This is a genomic window from Paractinoplanes durhamensis (assembly GCF_016862175.1).
Taxonomy (GTDB): Bacteria; Actinomycetota; Actinomycetes; order Mycobacteriales; family Micromonosporaceae; genus Actinoplanes; species Actinoplanes durhamensis.
The window spans coordinates 1-20,729 of the sequence record NZ_BOML01000043.1 but is presented as its reverse complement, the minus strand read 5'-3'; the positions used below and the strand labels follow the sequence as shown (position 1 = coordinate 20,729).

The following is a 20,729-nucleotide window of genomic DNA, read 5'->3' as shown; positions in this document are numbered from 1 at the left end:
GGCGCCACCGAACGGGCAGGAACGGACATCGCTGCCGAGCAGGGCGAGCACGGGCACGGGGTGCGGCGGCTGCCGCTCGGCACGATCGCCGGGGCCCGGTCGGGCGACAAGGGCGGGGACGCCAACATCGGGGTCTGGGTGCGTCAACCGGCGGCGTACACCTGGCTGGTTGGGCTTTTGACCGAAAAGGTTCTGCGGGAACTGCTGCCGGAGACCGCGGGGCTGCCGATCGCGATCACCCGGCTTCCGAATCTTCTGGCCGTCAACATTGTTGTGTCGGGGCTGCTCGGGGAGGGCGTTGCCTTCAACGCCCGGTTTGATCCGCAGGCCAAAGGGCTCGGTGAATGGCTGCGGTCGCGGCTCGTGGACATTCCGGAATCGCTGCTGGAGGAACTGTGACCGTCCTGCGATCCACGCTCGATCCGGCCGGGGCGGATGCCGTCGCCGCGCGGGAAGCGATGCTCGAAGCGCTCGCCGGCATCGGCGCCGAGACCGCGAAAGCGGTGGCCGGCGGCGGCGCGCAGGCCGTCGCCCGGCATCAGGCCCGCGGGAAGATGACCGCCCGGGAACGCATCGAACTGCTCCTCGACCTCGACGCGCATTTTCTGGAATTGGGGGCGCTGGCCGGCTACGGCTCGCCGTTCGCCGTCGGTGGCAGCGTCGTCGCGGGAATCGGCGTGGTCAGCGGCGTCGAATGCCTGATCGTCGCCAACGATCCGACCGTCAAGGGCGGCGCCAGCAATCCGTGGTCGTTGCGCAAGACGCTGCGGATGCACGAGATCGCGTTGCGGAACCGGCTTCCGCTGATCGCCCTCGTCGAATCCGGGGGCGCGGATCTGCCCACCCAGAAGGACGTGTTCATTCCGGGCGGGGCGGTCTTCCGGGATCTGACCCGGCTGTCGGCGGCGGGGATTCCGACGATCGCGCTGGTGTTCGGCAATTCGACGGCCGGTGGCGCCTATCTGCCGGGGATGAGCGACCACGTCGTGATGATCGAGAAGCGGTCGAAGGTGTTCCTGGCCGGGCCGCCGCTGGTCAAGGCGGCGACCGGCGAGGAGTCCGACGACGAGTCGCTGGGCGGGGCGGAGATGCATGCCCGGGTGTCGGGGCTGGCCGACCATTTCGCCATCGACGAACCGGACGCGATCCGGATCGGGCGGCGGATCGTGGCCCGGCTCAACTGGCACAAGGACGGGCCGGCGCCCACCCCGGCGCAACCGCCGCGTTTTCCGGCCGAGGATCTGCTGTCGATCGTGCCGCCCGGATTGAAGTCGCCGTTCGATCCGCGGGAGGTCATCGCCCGGATCGTCGACGACAGCGATTTCGACGAGGTGAAGCCGCTCTACGGGACGTCGCTGGTGACCGGATGGGCGCGGCTGCACGGCTATCCGGTGGGCATTCTCGCCAATGCGCAGGGCGTGTTGTTCAGTGCGGAGGCGCAGAAGGCCGCGCAGTTCATCCAGCTCGCCAACCGGTCGCACACCCCGCTGCTGTTCCTGCACAACACGACCGGCTACATGGTCGGCAAGGAATACGAGCAGGGCGGCATCATCAAGCACGGCGCCATGATGATCAACGCGGTGTCGAATTCGACGGTGCCGCACGTGTCGGTGCTGATCGGTAACTCGTACGGCGCGGGGCATTACGGCATGTGCGGGCGGGCCTACGATCCGCGGTTCGTGTTCGCCTGGCCCAGTGCCCGCTCGGCGGTGATGGGCGCCCAGCAACTCGCCGACGTCACCTATCTGGTGTCGAAAGCGTCGGCGATGGCCCGCGGGAAACCGTTCGACGAGGACGGCGCCCAGGTGGTCCGCACGATGATCGAGCAGCAGATCACCGCCGAATCGATGCCCCTCGTACTGTCCGGAATGGTCTACGACGACGGCATCATCGACCCCCGCGACACCCGGGACGTCCTCGGCGTCGCGCTGTCCGCGATCCACTCCGCGCCGGTCCAGGGCACCGACGCCTTCGGCGTCTTCCGAATGTGAGGCGGACGATGATCACGAGTGTGCTGGTGGCCAACCGCGGCGAGATCGCCCGGCGGGTCTTCGCCACCTGCCGCCGCCGCGGCCTGGCCACGGTGGCGGTCTTCGCCGACCCGGACGCCGGCTCCCCGCACGTGCGCGAGGCGGACAGCGCCGTCCGGCTGCCCGGCGAGACCGCGGCCGAGACCTACCTGCGCGGCGATCTGATCATCGCCGCGGCGATCAAGGCGGGCGCCGACGCGATCCACCCCGGTTACGGGTTCCTCAGCGAGAACGCCGATTTCGCGTACGCCGTCCGCGACGCCGGACTGATCTGGATCGGTCCCACGCCCGAGGCGATCCAGGTGATGGGCTCGAAGATCGAGTCGAAGCGGCGGATGGCCGTGGCCGGCGTCCCGATCCTGGACCGCCTGGACATCAGCGAGATCGGCGAGAAGGAGTTGCCGGTGCTGGTCAAGGCGTCGGCCGGCGGCGGCGGGCGGGGCATGCGGGTCGTCCGCACGCTGGCCGAGCTGCCGGATGCGCTCGCCTCGGCGGCCCGGGAGGCGGCGGCCGCGTTCGGCGACCCGACGGTGTTCTGCGAGCGCTACCTCGAGGGCGGGCACCACGTCGAGGTGCAGGTGATGGCGGACGAGCACGGCACGATCTGGGCGCTCGGCGAACGGGAGTGCTCGCTGCAGCGCCGCCACCAGAAGGTGATCGAGGAAGCGCCGTCGCCGCTGGTCGACCGGCTCGGCGGTGACCTGCGCACACGGCTCCTCGCGGCGGGCCGGGCGGCGGCCGCCGCGGTCGGCTACCGGGGGGCCGGGACGGTCGAGTTCCTGGCCGACGAGGCGGGCGGGTTCTGGTTCCTGGAGATGAACACCCGCTTGCAGGTCGAGCACCCGGTGACCGAGTGCGTGACCGGGGTCGACCTGGTCGGCCTGCAGCTCGACGTGGCGAACGGGCGGCCGCTGGCCGGCCGGGAACCGGCGATGACCGGGCATGCGATCGAGGCCCGGTTGTACGCCGAGGACCCGGCCGCGGACTGGCGGCCGCAGACCGGCACGGTGGTGCGCTTCGACGTGCCGGCCGCGGACGGCATCCGGGTCGACTCCGGGGTGGCCGACGGCAGCGTGGTGGGGATCCACTACGACGCGATGCTGGCCAAGGTCATCGCGTACGCAGATGATCGGGAGACGGCGGCGCGGCAGCTCGCCGCGACCCTGCGCCGGGCCCGCGTGCACGGCGTGACCACCAACCGGGACCTGCTGGTCGCCAGCCTGCTGCATCCGGACTTCCTGGCCGGAACCGCCGATACCGGCTTTTACACCCAGAACCCTCCGGCCGATCTGCTCGCCGGCACCGGACTCGAACCGTCGCTGGCGGCGTTGATCGCCGCCGTCTCCGACGCGGCCGCCGAGCGCGGGCCGCTGCTTCCCGGCCTGGGCAGCGGATTCCGCAACATCTCGGTGGGCTTCCGGCAGCGCCGCTACGCGATCGGCGTGAGCGAAATCTCGGTCAAATACCGATTTGACCGGGACGGTCTCACGGTCGACCGAGGCGAATCGACGGCGGGCAGCGACGGCGGCTCGGCGGCGGCCCCGGCCGGTCCGCCGGCAACGCCGGTAACGCTTGTCGAGGCGACGAAAGACCAGGTCGTGCTGGATCTGGACGGCGTGTGGCGCACCTTCGCGGTCGCCCGCTTCGACGACCGTGTCGTGGTCGACGGTGCGCTGGGCTCGGCCGAGCTGCGGCGCCTCCCCCGCTTCGCCGACCCGGCCGGCCGGATGCCCGCCGGCGCCCTGATCGCCCCGATGCCCGGCACGGTCGTCCGGGTCGCCGTCGCGGTCGGCGACACCGTCACCGCCGGTCAGCCGCTGGTCTGGCTGGAGGCGATGAAGATGGAGCACGCCGTGCGGGCCCCGGCCGCCGGCACGGTCACCGAACTGCCGGTCCGGGTCGGCCGGCAGGTGGCCCAGGGCACGCCGCTGGCCGTGGTGACCGATGACTGACGTCCGGCCGAAGCAGGACCGCAGCCGCGCCACCCGGCAGCGCCTGCTGGAGACCACCATCCGCTGCCTGGCCACGCACGGCTGGGAGACGTCCACGGTCGGTTTCATCGCGGCCGAGGCCGGGCTCAGCCGGGGCGCCGTGCAGCACCACTACCGGACCCGGGAGGCGCTGATCCTGGGGGCGCTGGAGTTCATGTTCGAGGAGCGGGCGGCGCTGCTCGACGCGCTGCCCGAGCCGACCGGCGCCGGCACCGCACGGGTGCACCGGGTCGTCGCCGGCCTGGTCGACACGATCGGCGGCGAGCTGTTCCGGGCGGCCCTGCAGGTCTGGACGGTCGCCGCCGCCGACCCCGAGTTGCGGGCCGCGGTGGTCCCGCTGGAACGCCGTTTTGCGCGCGGCGTGCACCTGCGGGCAGTTCGGTTACTCGGTGTCGATGACACCGACCCGGAGGTCCGCGCTCTCCTCCAGGCGACCCTCGACATGGCCCGTGGCCTCGCCTTGGCCGACGTTCTGACCGACGACTCGCGGCGACGCGCCCGGGTGGTTCGCGCCTGGTCGACGCAATTGGCGGCCGCTCTGCAACCGATTTCGCCCGATTCGCACGCGAAGTGATCACGCCCACGTCCCCGGCTCTCAGCAGCGTTGCGTAATATTTCGGGCCGCAGCCTGTACGCCGACCGCCGAACCGAGGACCACGATGCCGCTCACGCCAGCAGACATCCACAACATGGCCTTCAAAAAGCCGCCCATGGGCAAGCGTGGATATGACGAGGAAGAGGTGGACGCCTTTCTCGACGAGGTCGAGCAGGAGCTGATCCGTCTGCTCGAGGAGAACAACGTCCTGCAGGACACGCTGCAGCGCGGCGGTGGCGGCGGCCTCGGCGGCGGCCCCAGCTCCACGCAGACGAACATGCAGCTCAACGCCGAGCTCAACGACCTGGTCAACCAGCTCGACCGGCTGCAGGAGGCCCGCGCCCGCGCCGAGCAGAATGCCCGCAACGTGCAGTCGGAGCTGGAGCGCAGCCGCAACTCGGCGCTCGTCCCGGTGGCCCCGGTCGACGACGACCGCAACGCACGGGTGCTGATGATGGCGCAGCGCACCGCCGACGACCACATGCGCGACGCACAGGCCGAGTCGGACCAGATCATCGGTTCCGCCCGCGGCAAGGCCGAGCAGGTCACCAGCGAGGCGCAGCTGAACGCGGCGACGATCGAGAGCGACGCGCGGCGCAACCACTCCGAGGCGATCAGCAGCATCGGCGTGAAGCGGACCGCGATGCTCGAGGAGATCGAGCGGCTGGGCCAGCTCGCGCAGAGTTACCACACGGCGCTGAACAACCACGTCAACCAGCAGCTGCAGGAGCTGAACGGGGTGCCGGACGGCGGTATCGCCTGAGGCGGTGCATTGACAGCATCGATCCCCGCCGAATATGTTCGGCCGTCAATCCGACGGGGGAGATGATGATCGATCAGTTCCGGCGCTGGGGCGCCGTCCTGCTGCTGGTGACGCTGGCCGGCTGCACGCAGGACAAGCCGTCCGCGACGCCCGGTTCGGCCCCGGCCGCCTCGTCGGCGGCCGCACCCTCGTCGCCCGACGCGCCGTCCCCCGTCGGGCCGTCGGGCCCCACCCCGCCGTCGCCATCGGCCGCCCCGGGGTCCTCCGACCCGGCCGGCAGCGGCTTCAACGGTCTTCAGCTGGTGCGCACCGGCGGCATCGCGGGCATCACCGAGACCATCACCGTCAAGGCCGACGGCACCTGGGAGAAGGACACCTCCAAGGGCGCCAAGGACAGCGGCAAGCTCGACATCGGCGACCTGGGCAAGCTCACCGGCCTGGCGTCCGACCCGCGGATCAAGACCGAGTCGGATCGCAAGGAGACCACCGGCCGCTGCAACGACACGTACATCTATCTGTTGATCGTCAATTATCAGATGGTCCGGTATGACACGTGTCCCAGCGCGGGGACCCCACCGCCGCTCACCAAGGAAATCGTCGGCCTCGTGCAGTCGGCCACCACATAACAACGGGCGCCGGCCAGATGGCCGGCGCCCGCCCCCCCGTTACCCCGGACCGGCTCAGCAGCCGTTGCCGAGCTTCGTCGCCACGGCCACCGAGGTGAAGCCGTCGCAGTAGCCGCCGCTGCCCATGTTGACCGGCTTCCAGGCGCCGGTGGCGGTGTTGTACTTGAAGAGGATCCCGGCCGGGTCGACGTCCTTGACGATGGACATTCCGGTCGCCCAGCCACCGGTGCAGGTCACCTCGGTCAGGTGGGTGTCGCTCGGCACCCGGTCCGTCCACGCCGCGTCGTTCTTCAGCGCCTTGTCGAGCACCGCGGCGGTGACCGGGCAGGGGCTCTTGGCGGCCGGCGGCTTGGCCGAGCTCGACGTGGCGGTGGCCGGCGTGGTCGTGGTGGCGGCGGCGGTCGTGGCCGCGGTCGTGGCGGCGGCGGTGGTCGTAGCGGTCACCGGCGCGGCCTGGCCGTCCACGGTGTCGACGGAGGAGTCGCAGGCGGCGAGCGAGGCGGCGGCGAGAAAGACGGCGGCGGCAACGGCGAAGGTGCGCATTTTTTATGTCCCTGGTGAAGTTCGGATGTGCTGTCCTTCAATGCGATGCGCCTGAAGGGCCTTTGGTTCATAACGAGCGGATAACGGAAACCGCCCCGGACCAGATCGCGGTCCGGGGCGGCGATGCGCAGGGAACCTAGCTCACCGCGGCCGGAACCGGCAGCAGCTGGTCGTTGACCGTGGTGGTGCCGCCGAGCGCGGCCGTGAAGGTCTCGGCCTCGTCGTAGCTGAGCTTCTGGTACGCCCACTGGATCTGGCCGTCCACGGTCCGGAAGTAGACCTTGAAGTCACCGGCGGGCAGCTTGTCGATGGTGTAGTTGCCGTTGGCGTCGGTGGTCGCCGAGTACTCGTTGGCGTTCATGTTGACGTAGCTGACCCGGACCCCGGCGGCCGGCGCACCGGTCGCGTCGGTGAGCGTGCCGGTCAGCGTCGCCGACTCGAGGAGCTGGTCGTCGACGTGCACGGTCCGGCCGGAGCGCACGGTGTAGCGGGTGGCCGCGTCCCGGTCGGTGGTGTGCGGGGCGAACTGATGGAGCCGGCCGTCGGTGAAACGCAGCACGTACGTCTCGTTCGGGGCGACCCGCAGCGAGTACGTCCCGTCGGCGGCGGTGACGCCGTCGAAGCTCCGGGCGTGCTCGTCGTCCTCGGCGTTGACGACCACCCCGGCGGCCGGCGAACCGGTCGCGGTGGTGACCTTCCCGGTGACCTTGCCGGCGGCGTAGACGACGCTGTCGGCCTTGGTGGTGCGGCCGGCCCGGACGGCGTACTCGACCGGAGCGTCGACGCGGCCCGGCGCCCACTCGGACCAGCCGTCCCGGTCGATCTGGATGTCGTAGCCGCCCGCGTCCAGACCGGTGACCCGGAACTTGCCGGCGGCGTCGGTGTGGGTCTGCGCCGCGATGTTGGGCGAGTTCGGAACGAGGATGGTGATGTCGGCGTCGGCCACGACCGCACCGCGGGTGTCCCGGACGGCGCCGGCGAGGTTGCCGGTGGTGGAGTTGCCGGCCAGGGCGGGCGAGGCGACGAGCGGCGCCGCGGCGACGCCCACCAGGGTTGCGGCCAGGATGACGGACTTGAACATTGGGTGGTTCCTTCCCCCGTGTAGTTGCTGTGAGGGGGACGCTATCGACGGCGGGAGTAGGGTCAGGGCCGTCGGCGCGGGGGTCGGCACGAAACCGGGAGTGTCCACTCTGTAACTGTCAGGAGCGCGACGATGCGAGTCCGGGCACGAGGCCTCACCTTCGACGTTTTCCGCGGCGGGCCGGCCGGCGGTGGCACGGTTCTGCTCCTGCACGGTTTCCCGCAGAACAGCCGGCAGTGGGCCGCGGTGCAGCCCGCCCTGTGGACGGCCGGGCTTCAGACGATCGCGATCGACCAGCGGGGTTATTCACCGGGTGCGCGGCCGGACGCGGTCGAGGCGTACCGGACGGTCGAGGCCGCCGACGACGCCGCCGCGGTGCTCGACGAGCTGGGCCTGGCCGAGGTGCACGTCATCGGCCACGACTGGGGTTCGCTGGTCGCCTGGCAGCTGGCCGTCCGGCACCCCGAGCGGGTGCGCACGCTGACCGCCGTCTCGGTCCCGCATCCGGCGGCGCTGTGGCAGGCCCTCACCGACGACGCCGACCAGCAGGACCGGTTCTCGTACGCCGAGTTGTTCCGGGAGACCGAGCGGGCGGCCGGGATTCTTCTCGCCGACGACCAACGGCGGCTGCGCCGCATGTTCTCCGGGTCCGGGCTCGGCCCGGAGGGCATCGAACGCTACGTGGCGCCGATGCGCGAGCCGGGTGCGTTGCTTGCGGCGCTTCGGTGGTACGCGGCGATGGCCGAACCCGACTACCTGGGCGTAGGCCCGGTCGCGGTGCCCACGACGTACGTCTGGAGCGACGGTGACCTGGCGATGGGCCGCACCGCGGCAGAAGCCTGCGCCGACTGGGTGAAGGCGGATTATCGGTTCGTCGAGCTCGCCGGCGTGACCCATTGGATCCCGGATCAGGCGCCGATCGCCCTGGCCGAGGCTGCCCTCGACCGGATCGCCCCCCGCGGCGCTGCCGTGCGCTGATGGCGCACGGCAGCGCGCCGAGGATCAGACCGGCGCGGTGGCCGGGTCGTCCCAGAAGACGTAGACGGCGCCGTAGGGCACCTTGACGACCTGGCCCGCGGTGCACGAGCCGGTCGGCGCGACGCCGCCCGAGGTGAGCAGGCGGTTGATGTAGTCGGCCTTGGCGAGCAGGCCGGCGCCGGTGTGGCTGGTGACGGTCAGCAGCAGCTCCGGGATCGTGCCGGTACGCGGCGACGGCACCGGCGAACCGGCCGTGATCAGCGAGTTGTCCCGCAGCGACTGCCAGCTCGGGCCGCCGAAGTGGTGGATGCGGCCGCCGGTGCCGAGAAGCTGCGCCTCCGGCGTCGACTTGCCGGTGAACGCGCCGGTGGTGGCACCGTCGGCGACGACGCACGTGTAGTTCTGGGTGCCCTTCGTGACGAAGAACGCGCCGATCGGCTTCGACTTGGCCGGCGGCTTGATCGCGTCCGCGATGAGCGGGATGGAAACGGCCCGGGCGTCCGCCCCGACCGCGGCCGGGGCGGCAACCTCGGCCGCCGACGCGTTGTAGCTGACGGCACCGATCCCCGCCACGACGGCGGCCATGGCGGCCCCACCGAGAACGCGGACACGTGAGCGACGTGTGTTGAGCATGGAGTTATCCCCCTGAGGAAGGTGTGTGTGGGCCCCTACCCACCCCCCTCCGTACGAGCCGTCGACGGCAACGGATGAAGGTCAACTATTCTGTTACCCGTTTGTTCACTTTGGACTGGCCGTTCGACCTAATCCTCGCGCCAGCGTCGGCGTGGTGGTGACCCGGACGCCCACCGCATCCCACGCGGACCGCACCGCCTGCTGTTCGGCGCTGCCGGCGCCGTACAACTCGTCGGCCTTGCGGAACGTCGTGTCGGCGAAGCCCTGGAAGTCGGTGGTCGAGGTCGACGCGCGCAGCGACTCGTACCAGATGTGCCCCGGCGCCTCCCACGAGAAGCCGCCGATACCCGTCGCCACCAGGTAGAACGCCTTGTTCGGGATGCCCGAGTTGATGTGCACCCCGCCGTTGTCACCCTCGTCGGTGTCCGGCAGGTCGGCGTAGTGGTCCATGTGCGCGGGCTGCGGGTCCTTGCCGAACATCTCGTTGTCGTACGCCGTACCCGGCGCCTTCATCGACCGCAGCGCGTCGGCCTCCACCCCCGGGGTGAAGATCTCGGCGCCGATCAGCCAGTCCGCCTCCTCCGCCGACTGCTTGCGGCTCCACTGCTTGACCATCGAGCCGACGACGTCGGACAGCGACTCGTTGAGCGCGCCCGACTGGTTCCGGTACTCGAGGTTGGCGGTGTGCTCGGTGACGCCGTGCCCCAGCTCGTGCGCGATCACGTCGAGCGACCCGGTGAAGTCGCCGAAGACCTCGCCGTCCCCGTCGCCGAAGACCATCTCCTGGCCGTCCCAGAACGCGTTGTTGTAGCGCCGCCCCCGGTGCACGTAGCCCAGCAGGCGCAGGCCGCGGCCGTCGATCGAGTCGCGCTGGAACACCTCCCGGTAGAAGTCCCGGGTCGCGCCGAGGCCGTCGAAGGCCTGGTTGACCGACGCGTCCTTCACCGGCGCGTCATCCTCCGAGCGGACCAGCTCGGCGCGCGGCAGGAAGGTCCCGTGCTCGCAGTCGAAGACGCTGCGCCGGCCGCTGGCGGCCGCGCCGAGCGCCCCGGCGATCAGCCCGCGCACCTCCCGCTGGCCGCGTAAATGCGCGGTGGTGAGCAGGGTGTTGAGGGCGGCCTCGCGAACAACGTCGTTATCGCTGTCGAGGAGCCGGTTCAGGAGGTAGGGCGGAGTGATGCAGTTGATCCGATAAGTCATGGCGCACTCCCAAGTTGGTCAGTGCGCCGATACTCTCAGTGATCATTGCCGGGTACGAGGGACCAGTCCCCATTCAGACAGCGCGCCCCACCGAGCGGGTGACAAACGCGCTCAGATCGGCCGTCGCGTCCAGCGGCAGCACCTCGGCGACGTACTGGTCGGGGCGCACCAGCACCATGCACCCGGCGTCCCGGTCGACGCCGCGCAGGTCGAAGATGTCGCCGCGCCGCGGGTCCGGGCAGAAGATCTTCTCGTAGTCGATCAGGCTGAACCGGCCCTTCCGCGGCAGCAGCACGGCCGGCATCGCCGCCGGCGCCACCTCGCGATGCCCCTGCTGAAGGACGGCGCGGATGTCGATCCCGGGCGCGTTCGCACCCAGCCACGCACACACCCGGGCAAAGCCGTCCCGCGTCCGGTCCGCGAACAGATAGAGCCGCCAGGCCCCGTCGGCGAGAGCCACGTGCCCGAGATGCACCGGCTTGGCGTCGGCCAGGCGCACCACCGGCGCGGAATGAAACCGCATACCAACCGGAAAACCAACGGCGAGTTCCTGGTACGCCCCCGCACCCGTGATCATCGACGACGAGTAACGCGTGGCCACCCCCGCCGTGAAGCGACCCTGGGTGACGAAATACCGCTGGAACTCCGCACCGGACCCGGCCGGCCGGGCACTGAACATGCCCGCGAACTTCCGGTCGAAGTCGATCAGCTCGGCCGCCACCCGCTGCCGCTCGGCCGAATAGGTGTGCAGCAGCTCCGGCCGGGCGGTGCCACGCAGCACGGCCGCCAGCTTCCAGCCGAGATTCCAGGCGTCCGCCATCGACACGTTCATGCCCTGCCCGGCCTTGGCACTGTGGGTGTGGCAGGCGTCCCCGGCGATGAACACCCGCGGCAGCCGGGTCGCCTCCGCTCCGGCCGGCACGTCGTCGAACTTGTCGCACAGCCGCTGCCCGATCTCGTACACCGACCACCAGCCGACGTCCTTGACCTCGATCGTGTACGGATGCAGGATCCGGTTGGCCGCCTCGACCAGCGTCGCCGGCGTGACACCACGGCCGTCGGCCAGCTCGATGTACAGCCGGACCAGGTAACCGCCCTCCCGCGGGATGATCAGGATGCTGCCGTCGTTCGCCGACTGGATCGCCGCCTTGAGCCGGATGTCCGGGAAGTCGGTCACCGCCAGCACATCCATCACGCCCCACGACACGTTCATCGGGTCGCCGGCCAGCTCCCGCCCGATCGCCGACCGGATCGCACTGCGCGCCCCGTCGCACCCGACCACGTAGCGCGCCCGGACCTCCGTGGCCTCGCCGCTCTCGTCCCTCAGGGTCACCGCCACCCGGTCGTCGCCGATCTCCAGGCTCTCCGCGCGCAGTCCGTAGAACGGGCGCAACCGGGCCGCCGAGCGTTCCATGTGCTCCCGCAGGTAGTCGAGCATCCGCGCCTGGTTGACGATCACGTGCGGCATCTCGGACAGGCCCTCTTCGACGTCGTCGACCCGGCCGGCCCGCACGATCCGGCTCGGGTCGGCCGGATCGGGTTGCCAGAAACAAACCTCGTTCACCTGGTACGCCTCGTCGATGAGCCGCTGCGCCAGCCCGAACGCCTGAAACATCTCCACCGTCCGGCACGCGACCCCGTCGGCCTGCCCGACCGCGAGCGGGCCGTCCCGCCGGTCGACGACCACGGTGGAGATCTCCGGGAACGCGGCGAGCTGCGCGGCCAGGACGAGACCGGCCGGCCCGGCCCCGACGATCAGCACATCGGCCTCGGCGGGCAGCCCGTCCGGCCGCTCAGCAACAGAGGGATGCGGCTCCTCGACGGTCGGATCACCCGGCCGGTAGCCGTTCAGATAGAACTGCATCGCCCGAGCCTACGCATCGACGGCCTTCCTCAGCGCCGCCGGCGCAGGGCCGCCGGCTCAGGGCCGCCAGCTCAGGGCCGCCGGCTCAGGGCCGCCGGCTCAGCGGTGCCAGCGCAGCGGGCCCGGGTGGACGCTCCACCAGACGCGCCGCCACCAGGACCGGCGAGCCCGCAGGGCCGTCGAGTAGGCGACTGCCTGCCGGCCGGCCTGCTCGGCCTGCCCGTCGTCGGCGGCCCCGGGCGCGAAGCCGACCGTGTTGATCCCGGCAACAAGTTGATCAAGCGGCGGCAAAGCACTCTCCGCCGGCCGCTCGACGACCAGCGTGCCGGTGCCGGCTCCCGCCCCGAAACCGCCTGTGGTGCCGTCGGCCTTTGTCCCAGGACCGCCTGCGGTGCCGTCGGCTTTTGTCCCAGGACCGCCTGCGGTGCCGTCGCCCGGACCGCCTGCGGTGCCGAACACGTCCATTCCGGCGTCGTCCGGCGGCCGGCCCGGCGCGGCGCGGCGGAGACGGCCGGGTTTCGGCGGGGCGGGCCTGGCCGCGTACGCAGCCGCCTCAGTCGCCGCGAGATGCCGCGGCAGTGGGTGGCCCGCCAGGCGCAACGCATCGCTCAGCTCGGTCCAGGCGCCGGTGATCCGGTCGTCGGGTGTGCCCGACGTGAGCCGGCGCCGGCGCAGACCACGCCGCATCGACAGGATCACCACCGCCGCGCCGAGCAGCACCAGCAGCAGCGACCCCGACGTCCCCCCGGCGACGAGCACCACGCCCGGACCACCGCCGGCACCGGCAGCGAGCACGGTGGCCGACGCGGAGGCCGACGCCGACTGGCTCACGGTCGGCGCCTCGGACGGCGGCGTCGGCGGGGTCGTCGGCTTCGGGATGAAGTCCTCCTCGACCGGCCGCGGATTCTTCGACTTCGGCATCGGATCGAACGGGACCCACCCGAGCCCGTCGAACAACACCTCCGGCCAGGCGATCGCGTCACCCCCGGTGACCGTGCCACCGGCGGCCGGCGCGTCGAATCCCACCACGACCCGCGACGGCAACCCGGTGAGCCGGGCCAGCAGCGCGAACGACGCCGCGAACTGCTCCGACGTCCCCACCTGCCCACCTTGACCACGCGGCCCGAAAAGAAAGAACGCCAGGTTCGGGTACGCATGCCCGCTCGGCGCGTCCGACACCTTCCGGTAGTGCTCAGCGATGAACGCCTCGATGGCAGCGGCCCGGTCATAGGCAGCGCCGTTGCCGTCGGACAGCTGCTCGGCCAGCCGGGTGATCTGCTCGGGCACGTCGTCCCCGATGGCCAGATAGCGGGCGACGGCGTCGCCCGACGGCACATCGGCGGCCGCCAGCAGGTTGTAGTCGGGCGTCTGCACCTGCGAGTCCACGGTGTATTTGATCCCCGAGGTGAGCTGCTCCGACCCGATCAGCGTGCCGGTGGCCGCGTCATAGGCGACCCGGGCCCCGGTGACCTGCGTAGGCGTCGGCACCACCGGCAGCAGCCGCCCGGTAAGCCCGTCGACCGTGATCTCCTGATGCACGTTGCTGACGGTCGCGTCCGGCATCGGCGGCTGAGTCGGCAGCACCCGCCCCGCGTTGCGATAGGTGGCCCCGACCCGCCAGGTGATCCCGTCGTAGTCCGGCAGCACCGCAAGCCGAAGCCGCACTTTCCGGCCCTTGTTCCCCGCAGTCCCGCCGGCCGTGCTGCCGGTGCCGCCCGTCGCCGCGCCGCTGCTACCCGTTGCCGCGCCGCCGGTCGCCCCGCTGCCGGTCGCCCCGCTGCCGGTCGCCGGGCCCACTTCGAGCAGTCGCTGCTCAGGGCTCAGTGCCCAGCCGGAGATCCGGTTGAGCGGGCTCTCGTCGAGGCTGTCCACCTGCGGCGGCTCCACATACTTGCGCGGATCGACCGGCGTGGCCGCCACCTGACCGCCCACCCAGGGCCCGACCGCCGCCGCCAGCACCAGCACCGCCGCAAGCCCCGCCGCCGCTCCGGCAAGAGCCCGCCCACGCACCTTCGCCCGGGTGGCCGCCGACACCCCGGCCAGCTCGGTCTCGTTCTTCGGCCGCGCACTCACGGCCATCCCCACCACCGCGAGCCCGGCAAACCCGAGCGTCGTCCACCCCGCCACGGAGGCGTTCGGCCCGACGACATAGAGCGCCCCCGCATAGAGCACGACCGCGGGAAGCATTCCCAGAAGCACCCGCCCGGCCCGCACCGCGATCTCCCCACCGGCAAGCCCCGCAAGCCAGGCGGCGATGACCGGCACCACCAGGGTGTCCGGCGCAGGCTCAACCGGAATCATCGCGGTGAGCAGCCGCGGAATCCCATTGACCAGCGAATCCCGCGCGATCTGAGCAAGCGGTTCGCTGAGTTCAGCGCGCCCGGCCCCAACCCGGAGAACAACGATGGTGTACGCCCCCAGCAGCCCCGCCGAGATAGGCGCCACCACCCAGTTGGGCAACCGCCGCGCCGCAAGACTGAGCCCCACAGACCCAACGGCGGCCCCCGCGACAAGCTCGACGATCAGCGAACCCGCAAAGATCCCACCGAGCACGACCCCCGCCAGCGAGATCATCCCCGCCAGCACGGCCGCCACCGCGCTCCACCGCCCCCACTTCACCATCCGCGCACCCCGCCCCGCACCGCGGCGAACTCCGCATCACGCCGCCCCGAGGCCAGGCCGAATGCCGCCTGCTTCACCATCCGCGCACCCCGTCCCACGCGGCCGCGAACTCCTCGCCGTTGTCGGCCTCGATGACGATGAGGCCGTCGGCGGCCGAGACCGGCGCCGCGTCGCGGTCGCCGAACAGGCCGGCCATCACCACCGGGTACGGCCCACGCAGCCCGCTGACGGCGCCCAGGTCGCCGCGCCCGCCCGGCCCGGTGAGGAAGACCAGCGTGTCGCCGAGCCGCCCGGCCCGCATCCGCCGCAGGGTGGCGTCGAGATCGCCCGGCCGCAGCACGGCTTCGGTGAGCACATCCAGGTAGGGCCCACTCGGAACGGCCGTAACCAGGTGCAGGCTGACCGGCAGATCTTCCCGAACGGCCGCCGCCACGATGGAGGCCGCCGCTTCACAGGCCGACTCGAACGACTCGGCAACCCCGTCCCGTCCCTGCGGGTGAGCGGCGGCCCGGTCGTCGAGCAGCACCACGATGGTCGGTTCCGAGGTGTCCAGCTGTTCCCGCACCATGAGCTCGCCGACCTTGGCCGAGCTCCGCCAGTGCACCCGCCGCAGTTCGTCCCCCACCACGTACTCCCGCAGCGAGTCGAACGTGATCGTCCCGTGCGGCACCTTGTCGATCCGCCCGTCAAGGCTGCGAGCCATCCCCGCCGGCACCGCCCGCAGCAGGTGAATCCGCGGATGCACCCAGACGGAGGCCACCCCGCCATAGGTCCGAGCCAGGCTGATCAGCCCGAGCGGGTCTCCGCGAGTGACCCGCAACGGCCCGATCGGCACCACCCCACGCCGGCTGGTAGGCACCGGATAGTCAACGGTGGTGTCCTTACCGGGCCGAAGCCGCAGCAGCGGAACCGGCACCGCTTCCCCACCACACCGATCGGTGGCGACAAGGTTGGCGGCTCGAAGCCGGCTGGTGTTCCGCACGGTGAGCGTCATCCGAGCCGGTTCACCCCGGGCAACCCGGTCGGGGTCGGCAACCCGTTCGACGCCGAGCCGAGGCCGCCAGAACGCAAAGACAACCCCACAGACGACCGCGACAAGCGCCGCAGCCCCGAGAAGAGCAAGATCCGGATACCCGAAGCGGAACCCCACGACGAGCAGCGCAACCGCACCGCCCGCCAGCCCGACCCCGCGCCCGGTCATGCCACCACGCCCAAGCCGTCCTAGGATCCTGGCCCGATTGCCTATCACTGCGCGGCCAGAACCGCCACCGCCGCCACCGCTACCGGCGCGGGTGGGACCGTCGCCGGCCGGCGGAGCGCTGCCGGCCGGCGACGGCGTATGAGTCCCCGTTGTCCCTGCGTTTCCCGCCGTGGGCGGCGGTGTAACCCCGGCCGGCGGCGGCATGCCGTCGCCGGCTTCGTGCGATGGTCCGGCCATGCCCGCTCCCCCGGTCACGCCCCGGCCGCGACGCGGTTGTCGGGCAGCGGAACCGGCACCGAGCGGATCGCGTCGTCGAGCACCTCGGCCGCGGTCACCCCGCGCAGTTGCGCGTCGGCCGACAGCAGCACGCGGTGCGCGAAGACCGGGCCGATCAGCTCCTTCATGTCCTCGGGCAGCACATACCCGCGGGAGTTGATCAGCGCGAACGCACACGCGGCCCGGGTCAGCGCGATCACCCCGCGCGGGCTGACCCCGACGCGGACCTGTGGATGGTTTCGGGTGGCGGCGGCCAGGCGCACCGCGTACCCGTAAAGGGGGTCGGCGATGTGCACGCGCATGGCCATTTTCACCATCTCGCCGATGGTGGCCGTGTCGGTGATCGGTTCGAGGGCGTCGGGCGAGCGCAGCGCGGCCCCGCGCAGCACCTCGATCTCGACGTCCTCGCTCGGGTAGCCGACGGAGAGTTTCACCAGGAACCGGTCGAGCTGGGCCTCGGGCAGCCGGTAGGTGCCGTCCATCTCGACCGGGTTCTGGGTGGCGACGACGAGGAACGGCTGCGGCACCGGGTGCGGCACCCCGTCGACGGTGACCCGCTTCTCCTCCATCACCTCGAGCAGCGCCGACTGGGTCTTCGGCGAGGCCCGGTTGATCTCGTCGGCGATGACGATGTTGGCGAACACCGGCCCCGGGTGGAACTCGAAGCCGCGGCTGGCCTGGTTGAAGATGGTCACGCCGGACACGTCGGAGGGCAGCAGGTCGGGCGTGAACTGGATGCGCCGCCACTGCCCGTGGATGGACGCGGCGATGGCCCGCGCGAGGGTCGTCTTGCCCACGCCGGGCACGTCCTCGAGGAGGACGTGCCCCTGCGCGAACAGCGCGGTCAGCGCCAGCCGCACCACCTCGGGCTTGCCCAGCACCACCGTCCCGATCCGGTCGGCGAGCTGCGCGGCCACCTGGGCGAAGCCCTGGATGTGCTGCGGCGGCAGCGGTTCGTTGTGCACGGTGGCGCCCCTCAGCAGGTCGGCAGGTCGTTCAGGTCGTCCCCGCCCTCGAGGTTGAGCCACGCCCACGGGATGTAGTTCTTACCGCTGTAGTTGACCTGGATCCACCAGGTGCTGCGCTTGTCGCTGTTGTAGATGTACGCGTACACCTCTTCACCGGACTTCTTGCAGTACGCCTGCAGGCGCGTGCCCGGTTTGGCCCAGCCGACCTGGTTGTCGTTGTCCTGCTGGGTGCCGCTGAAGATCTCGTTGCCGTTGCGGCCGGACACGTCCTTGTCGCAGTAGGTCGCGGTGTCGCCGTTCTCGCCGTTGTTGCAGGTGGCGATCCCGTACCGGGAGTCGGTGGTCGTGGTGCTCCTGGCCGTGACCGACCCGGCCGCGTTCTTGGCGGTGACCGTGAACGTGTAGGCCGTGCCGGCGGTCAGCTTCGACACGCTCAGCTTCGTGCAGCTGCCCGACGCCGAGCTGCCGGTGCCCGAGCTGTCGACCGAGCAGCTCGCCGTGCCACCGCCCTGGTCGACGGTGAACGAGATCGCCGCCGTGTCGATCCCCGGGTCCACCCCGGTGATCGTCACCTTCGGCACCGACACCGTCTTGGCGGTGGCCGTGCCCGGCTCGCTCTCGCCGGCGTCGTTGACCGCGCGCACCTCGACCGCGACGGTCTCGCCGGCCCCGAACCCGGTCAGCGTCACCGCCGTCCCGCCGGTCACCTCGGACGACTTCCCGCCCGCGCGCACCACGTACTTGCTGATCGCGCTGCCGTTGTCGGCCGGCGCCTGCCAGGTCACCTTGATCGCGCCGGCCGTCTCGGCGACGGTCGCCGCGTCGACACCCTCCGGCTTGCCCGGCTTGTTGAACGGCACGACGCTGCCACTGACCGGCGACGCCTTGGACCCGGCACCACGCTCGTTGACCGACACGACCGTGAACGCGTACTGCTTGCCGTACTCCAATTGCCCCGCCGCGATGGTCAGGGATGTCTCGGTGGCGTCCCCGATCGGCGCACTGCCGCCCTCGGAGATGGCCGTCACCGTGTACCGCTTGATCTCCAGCCCCTGCCCGTTGGCGGCCGGCCAGCTGACCAGCACGGTGCCGTCCGGTTTGGCCTCGGCGGTCACCGCGGTCGGCGCGTCGGGCACCTCGGACGTCGGCTTGACGCTGTTACTCGTACGCGTAGGCCCGTCGCCCTTCTTGTTCACGGCGTGCACCGCGAACTGGTACGACTCGCCGTTGGTCAGCCCGGTCACGGTCAGCGACCGCTGGTCGGCGCCGACCTGGAACGTCTTGCCGGCGCCCTCCACCACGTAGCGCGTGATGGGCGCGTTGTTGTCGGCCGCCGCCTGCCAGGTGACCCGGGCCTCGGCGTTACCGGCCGCGGCCTTCACGTTGCGCGGCGCTCCAGGCTTGGCCACCAGGGGTTTCTTCGGCTTCTCCGGCGGCGGCGGATCGGTGTTCGGCGGGGTGGCCGGCGGATCGCCGCCGAGCACGTCGTCGGCGTACTTGTCGACGGTGCGCACCGCATGGTTGTCGTCGACGACCCGGGCGGTCGAGGAGCCCGGGGCGTTGATGAACAGGTAGCCCTCGCGCACGTCGAGCTCGAGGTCGCCGCCCGGCTTCTGGAACGTGATGTCCTTCTGCGCCTTGCCGGCCGCGTCGAAGACGTGCACCTTGCCGGTGTCGGAGTCGGCCACGTAGAAGAAGCCCTCCCACGCCACCGCCGGTTGCAGGGCGTCACCGTCGCCGGGAACCGTGAAGTCGGCACGCACGCCCTGGTCACCGACCACATAGACGTGCCGCGAGTCGGTCACCGTGACCGGCACGGATCGCCCGTCGGTGTGCGGCGCGAGCGAGCCCGGCCCGGTCAGCGGAAGCGTCTGCTTCACCGCCGGCGCCGCGTCGCGGATAGTCGCGAGCAGATTGGTGGTGCGGTCGAGCACCGCGACCCCGTCATCCAGCGTGGACACGGTCAGGTCATGACTGGCGGCCGCAACCGCCTCGGTCCGGACGATCCGCGGCCCACCGGCGGTGGCACCGCCGGGCGAATCGGACGGCAGCGAGGCCGGCGCGATGGCTGTGACGGTCCCCTCGCTCGGCGCGGCGATCCACAGCTTGCCCTTGCCGTCGAAGATGCCACCGGTGATGCCCGGCGGGAAGCGCAGCGGCTCACCGATCGGCCCCAGCGTGCGCGGGTCGAGCTGCTGCACCTGGCCCTGCACGGTGTCCACCACGAACGCGGAATCCTCGTCGAGCGCGACCCGCACGCCGAGACCCGGGCTGGAGGTGGAGTTCCAATACTCCTGCAAGGTGGTCAGATCCAGCGATCCGATCGCACCGGTATTCACATCCCGGAGCAGCACGAACCGATCGGTCTGCGTCACCTCGAGCGCATGCCCGCGTGCCTTGGGCACGTCGACACGCGTGTCGACCTTGGCGGTCACGCCGTTGATCCGCGCGACCTCGCCTTTGGACCGCGACCACACCCAGGAAGCCGCGTCGAAGCTGGCCACGGCCTGATCGGCCGCTCCCAGCCCGAGCACGGTGAACCCGAGCCCACCCGCGAGCGTAAGGACGGTCCCCATCGTGACGAGGTAGCCCCGACTACGCCATTTACGTCGCTGCGCGGTCACCCGCACACCCTCCGTGCTGGCGCTATCTGCGCTGGTCACTACCGCAATCCTCCCCCTCTGACGGACCCCCATCCGTAAGGACGGTGGCAATCATAGGGGGAGGTGGATAGCTGTCGACACCCGGAAGTCACGGTTGTGGATAACTATGGTCGCCGAGCGTGATCGACTTCTCAGGACGGACGGTCCGTACAGGCCTGCTGCGAGGTGGCAAACTTGTTGTTCCGATAGACCGCCACCACTGCGAAGCAGTAGTTCAGGGTGGGGTTGAGCGCCTGCACCTCATAGGACGTCTGCCCAGGTCCGAGCGTGGTAACGGGCTTGAGCTGCTCCCCCGGATGCCCCATCGCGACAAGGAACGAAACAGACCCGTCACTGGGGTCCTTCCAGGTCACCCGAATGCTCGCCCCGCTGTCCTTGAGAACCACACCACTGGGCGGCGATCCCCCGAGAGTTGGCACATCGTCCTTCTCCGCAGGCTTGTCCGACCGATTCGCAAGAACAAAAACCAGCGCGGCAACAGCGATCACAGCGGCCAGCACAGCCGCAACGGCAGCAAAAATCCCCAGACCCCGCTTGCCGTACGAGGCGGAAGCCCCACCCGCCTCCACGATGTACGGAGGCCCGCTTTGTCCCCACCCGCCGTTGGGCGTGTCGGGATGAACGATGGTCGCCTCAATCGCATACCCAGGATGAGGCACCGGAAACTGCGGGGCCGGACTCTGCGGCGTCCAGAT

General features: G+C 70.9%; 17 protein-coding genes. 7 read left to right on the top strand and 10 right to left on the bottom strand.

The window, feature by feature from the left end:
- Positions 1 to 60: 60 nt before the first annotated feature.
- The 6 genes from Adu01nite_RS49165 (at position 61) to Adu01nite_RS27030 (ending at position 6,005) form a co-directional block, all read left to right on the top strand.
- Positions 61 to 399 (top strand): AtuA-related protein, encoded by a 339-nt coding sequence (locus Adu01nite_RS49165; protein ID WP_438871099.1) that lies wholly within the window; start codon positions 61 to 63, stop codon positions 397 to 399.
- Entirely contained in the window at positions 396 to 1,991 is a 1,596-nt protein-coding gene (locus Adu01nite_RS27050) for an acyl-CoA carboxylase subunit beta (RefSeq protein WP_438871096.1), read from the top strand. Before Adu01nite_RS49165 ends, Adu01nite_RS27050 begins: the two co-directional genes overlap by 4 nt.
- A gap of 8 nt (positions 1,992 to 1,999) precedes the next feature.
- Positions 2,000 to 3,982: an acetyl/propionyl/methylcrotonyl-CoA carboxylase subunit alpha gene (locus Adu01nite_RS27045; protein WP_203730562.1), complete on the top strand. Its 1,983-nt coding sequence runs from the start codon at positions 2,000 to 2,002 to the stop codon at positions 3,980 to 3,982.
- Positions 3,975 to 4,595, top strand: a complete 621-nt coding sequence (locus tag Adu01nite_RS27040) for a TetR/AcrR family transcriptional regulator (RefSeq protein WP_203730560.1) — start codon at positions 3,975 to 3,977, stop codon at positions 4,593 to 4,595. The genes Adu01nite_RS27045 and Adu01nite_RS27040 overlap by 8 nt, the downstream gene beginning before the upstream one ends.
- A gap of 85 nt (positions 4,596 to 4,680) precedes the next feature.
- Entirely contained in the window at positions 4,681 to 5,379 is a 699-nt protein-coding gene (locus Adu01nite_RS27035; protein ID WP_203730558.1) for a DivIVA domain-containing protein, read from the top strand.
- 65 nt (positions 5,380 to 5,444) lie between these two features.
- Positions 5,445 to 6,005 (top strand): hypothetical protein, encoded by a 561-nt coding sequence (locus Adu01nite_RS27030; RefSeq protein ID WP_203730556.1) that lies wholly within the window; start codon positions 5,445 to 5,447, stop codon positions 6,003 to 6,005.
- A 54-nt stretch (positions 6,006 to 6,059) separates the two neighbouring features.
- Here the strand turns inward: Adu01nite_RS27030 and Adu01nite_RS27025 are convergent, their stop codons facing one another.
- Both Adu01nite_RS27025 and Adu01nite_RS27020 read right to left on the bottom strand, forming a co-directional pair.
- On the bottom strand, positions 6,060 to 6,548 hold the full coding sequence (locus Adu01nite_RS27025; RefSeq protein ID WP_203730554.1) for a hypothetical protein: 489 nt from the start codon (positions 6,546 to 6,548) through the stop codon (positions 6,060 to 6,062).
- Positions 6,549 to 6,684: 136 nt separating this feature from the next.
- On the bottom strand, positions 6,685 to 7,629 hold the full coding sequence (locus Adu01nite_RS27020) for a carboxypeptidase-like regulatory domain-containing protein (protein WP_203730552.1): 945 nt from the start codon (positions 7,627 to 7,629) through the stop codon (positions 6,685 to 6,687).
- A 132-nt stretch (positions 7,630 to 7,761) separates the two neighbouring features.
- Here Adu01nite_RS27020 and Adu01nite_RS27015 point away from each other — a divergent pair, with 132 nt between their 5' ends.
- On the top strand, positions 7,762 to 8,607 hold the full coding sequence (locus Adu01nite_RS27015; RefSeq protein WP_203730550.1) for an alpha/beta fold hydrolase: 846 nt from the start codon (positions 7,762 to 7,764) through the stop codon (positions 8,605 to 8,607).
- A 24-nt stretch (positions 8,608 to 8,631) separates the two neighbouring features.
- On the opposite strand, the gene Adu01nite_RS27010 is transcribed toward Adu01nite_RS27015, so the two are convergent.
- The 8 genes from Adu01nite_RS27010 to Adu01nite_RS26975 form a co-directional block, all read right to left on the bottom strand.
- Positions 8,632 to 9,240 carry a DUF3455 domain-containing protein gene (locus Adu01nite_RS27010; protein WP_203730548.1) on the bottom strand — a complete coding sequence of 203 codons (609 nt, stop codon included), beginning with the start codon at positions 9,238 to 9,240 and terminating at the stop codon, positions 8,632 to 8,634.
- 105 nt (positions 9,241 to 9,345) lie between these two features.
- Positions 9,346 to 10,440 carry a M4 family metallopeptidase gene (locus Adu01nite_RS27005; protein ID WP_203730546.1) on the bottom strand — a complete coding sequence of 365 codons (1,095 nt, stop codon included), beginning with the start codon at positions 10,438 to 10,440 and terminating at the stop codon, positions 9,346 to 9,348.
- A gap of 73 nt (positions 10,441 to 10,513) precedes the next feature.
- Positions 10,514 to 12,304 carry an FAD-dependent monooxygenase gene (locus tag Adu01nite_RS27000; protein ID WP_203730544.1) on the bottom strand — a complete coding sequence of 597 codons (1,791 nt, stop codon included), beginning with the start codon at positions 12,302 to 12,304 and terminating at the stop codon, positions 10,514 to 10,516.
- Positions 12,305 to 12,403: 99 nt separating this feature from the next.
- Positions 12,404 to 14,926 carry a transglutaminase domain-containing protein gene (locus tag Adu01nite_RS26995; protein ID WP_203730542.1) on the bottom strand — a complete coding sequence of 841 codons (2,523 nt, stop codon included), beginning with the start codon at positions 14,924 to 14,926 and terminating at the stop codon, positions 12,404 to 12,406.
- Positions 14,927 to 14,999: 73 nt separating this feature from the next.
- Positions 15,000 to 16,127 (bottom strand): DUF58 domain-containing protein, encoded by a 1,128-nt coding sequence (locus Adu01nite_RS26990; RefSeq protein WP_203730540.1) that lies wholly within the window; start codon positions 16,125 to 16,127, stop codon positions 15,000 to 15,002.
- Between the two features lie 251 nt (positions 16,128 to 16,378).
- Positions 16,379 to 17,368, bottom strand: coding sequence for an AAA family ATPase (locus tag Adu01nite_RS26985; protein WP_203730538.1), 990 nt, complete (start codon positions 17,366 to 17,368; stop codon positions 16,379 to 16,381).
- Positions 17,369 to 17,379: 11 nt separating this feature from the next.
- Entirely contained in the window at positions 17,380 to 19,947 is a 2,568-nt protein-coding gene (locus Adu01nite_RS26980; protein WP_203730535.1) for a fibronectin type III domain-containing protein, read from the bottom strand.
- A gap of 218 nt (positions 19,948 to 20,165) precedes the next feature.
- Positions 20,166 to 20,729 (bottom strand): fibronectin type III domain-containing protein (locus Adu01nite_RS26975; protein ID WP_203730533.1); only part of this gene is annotated, 564 nt, incomplete at its 5' end.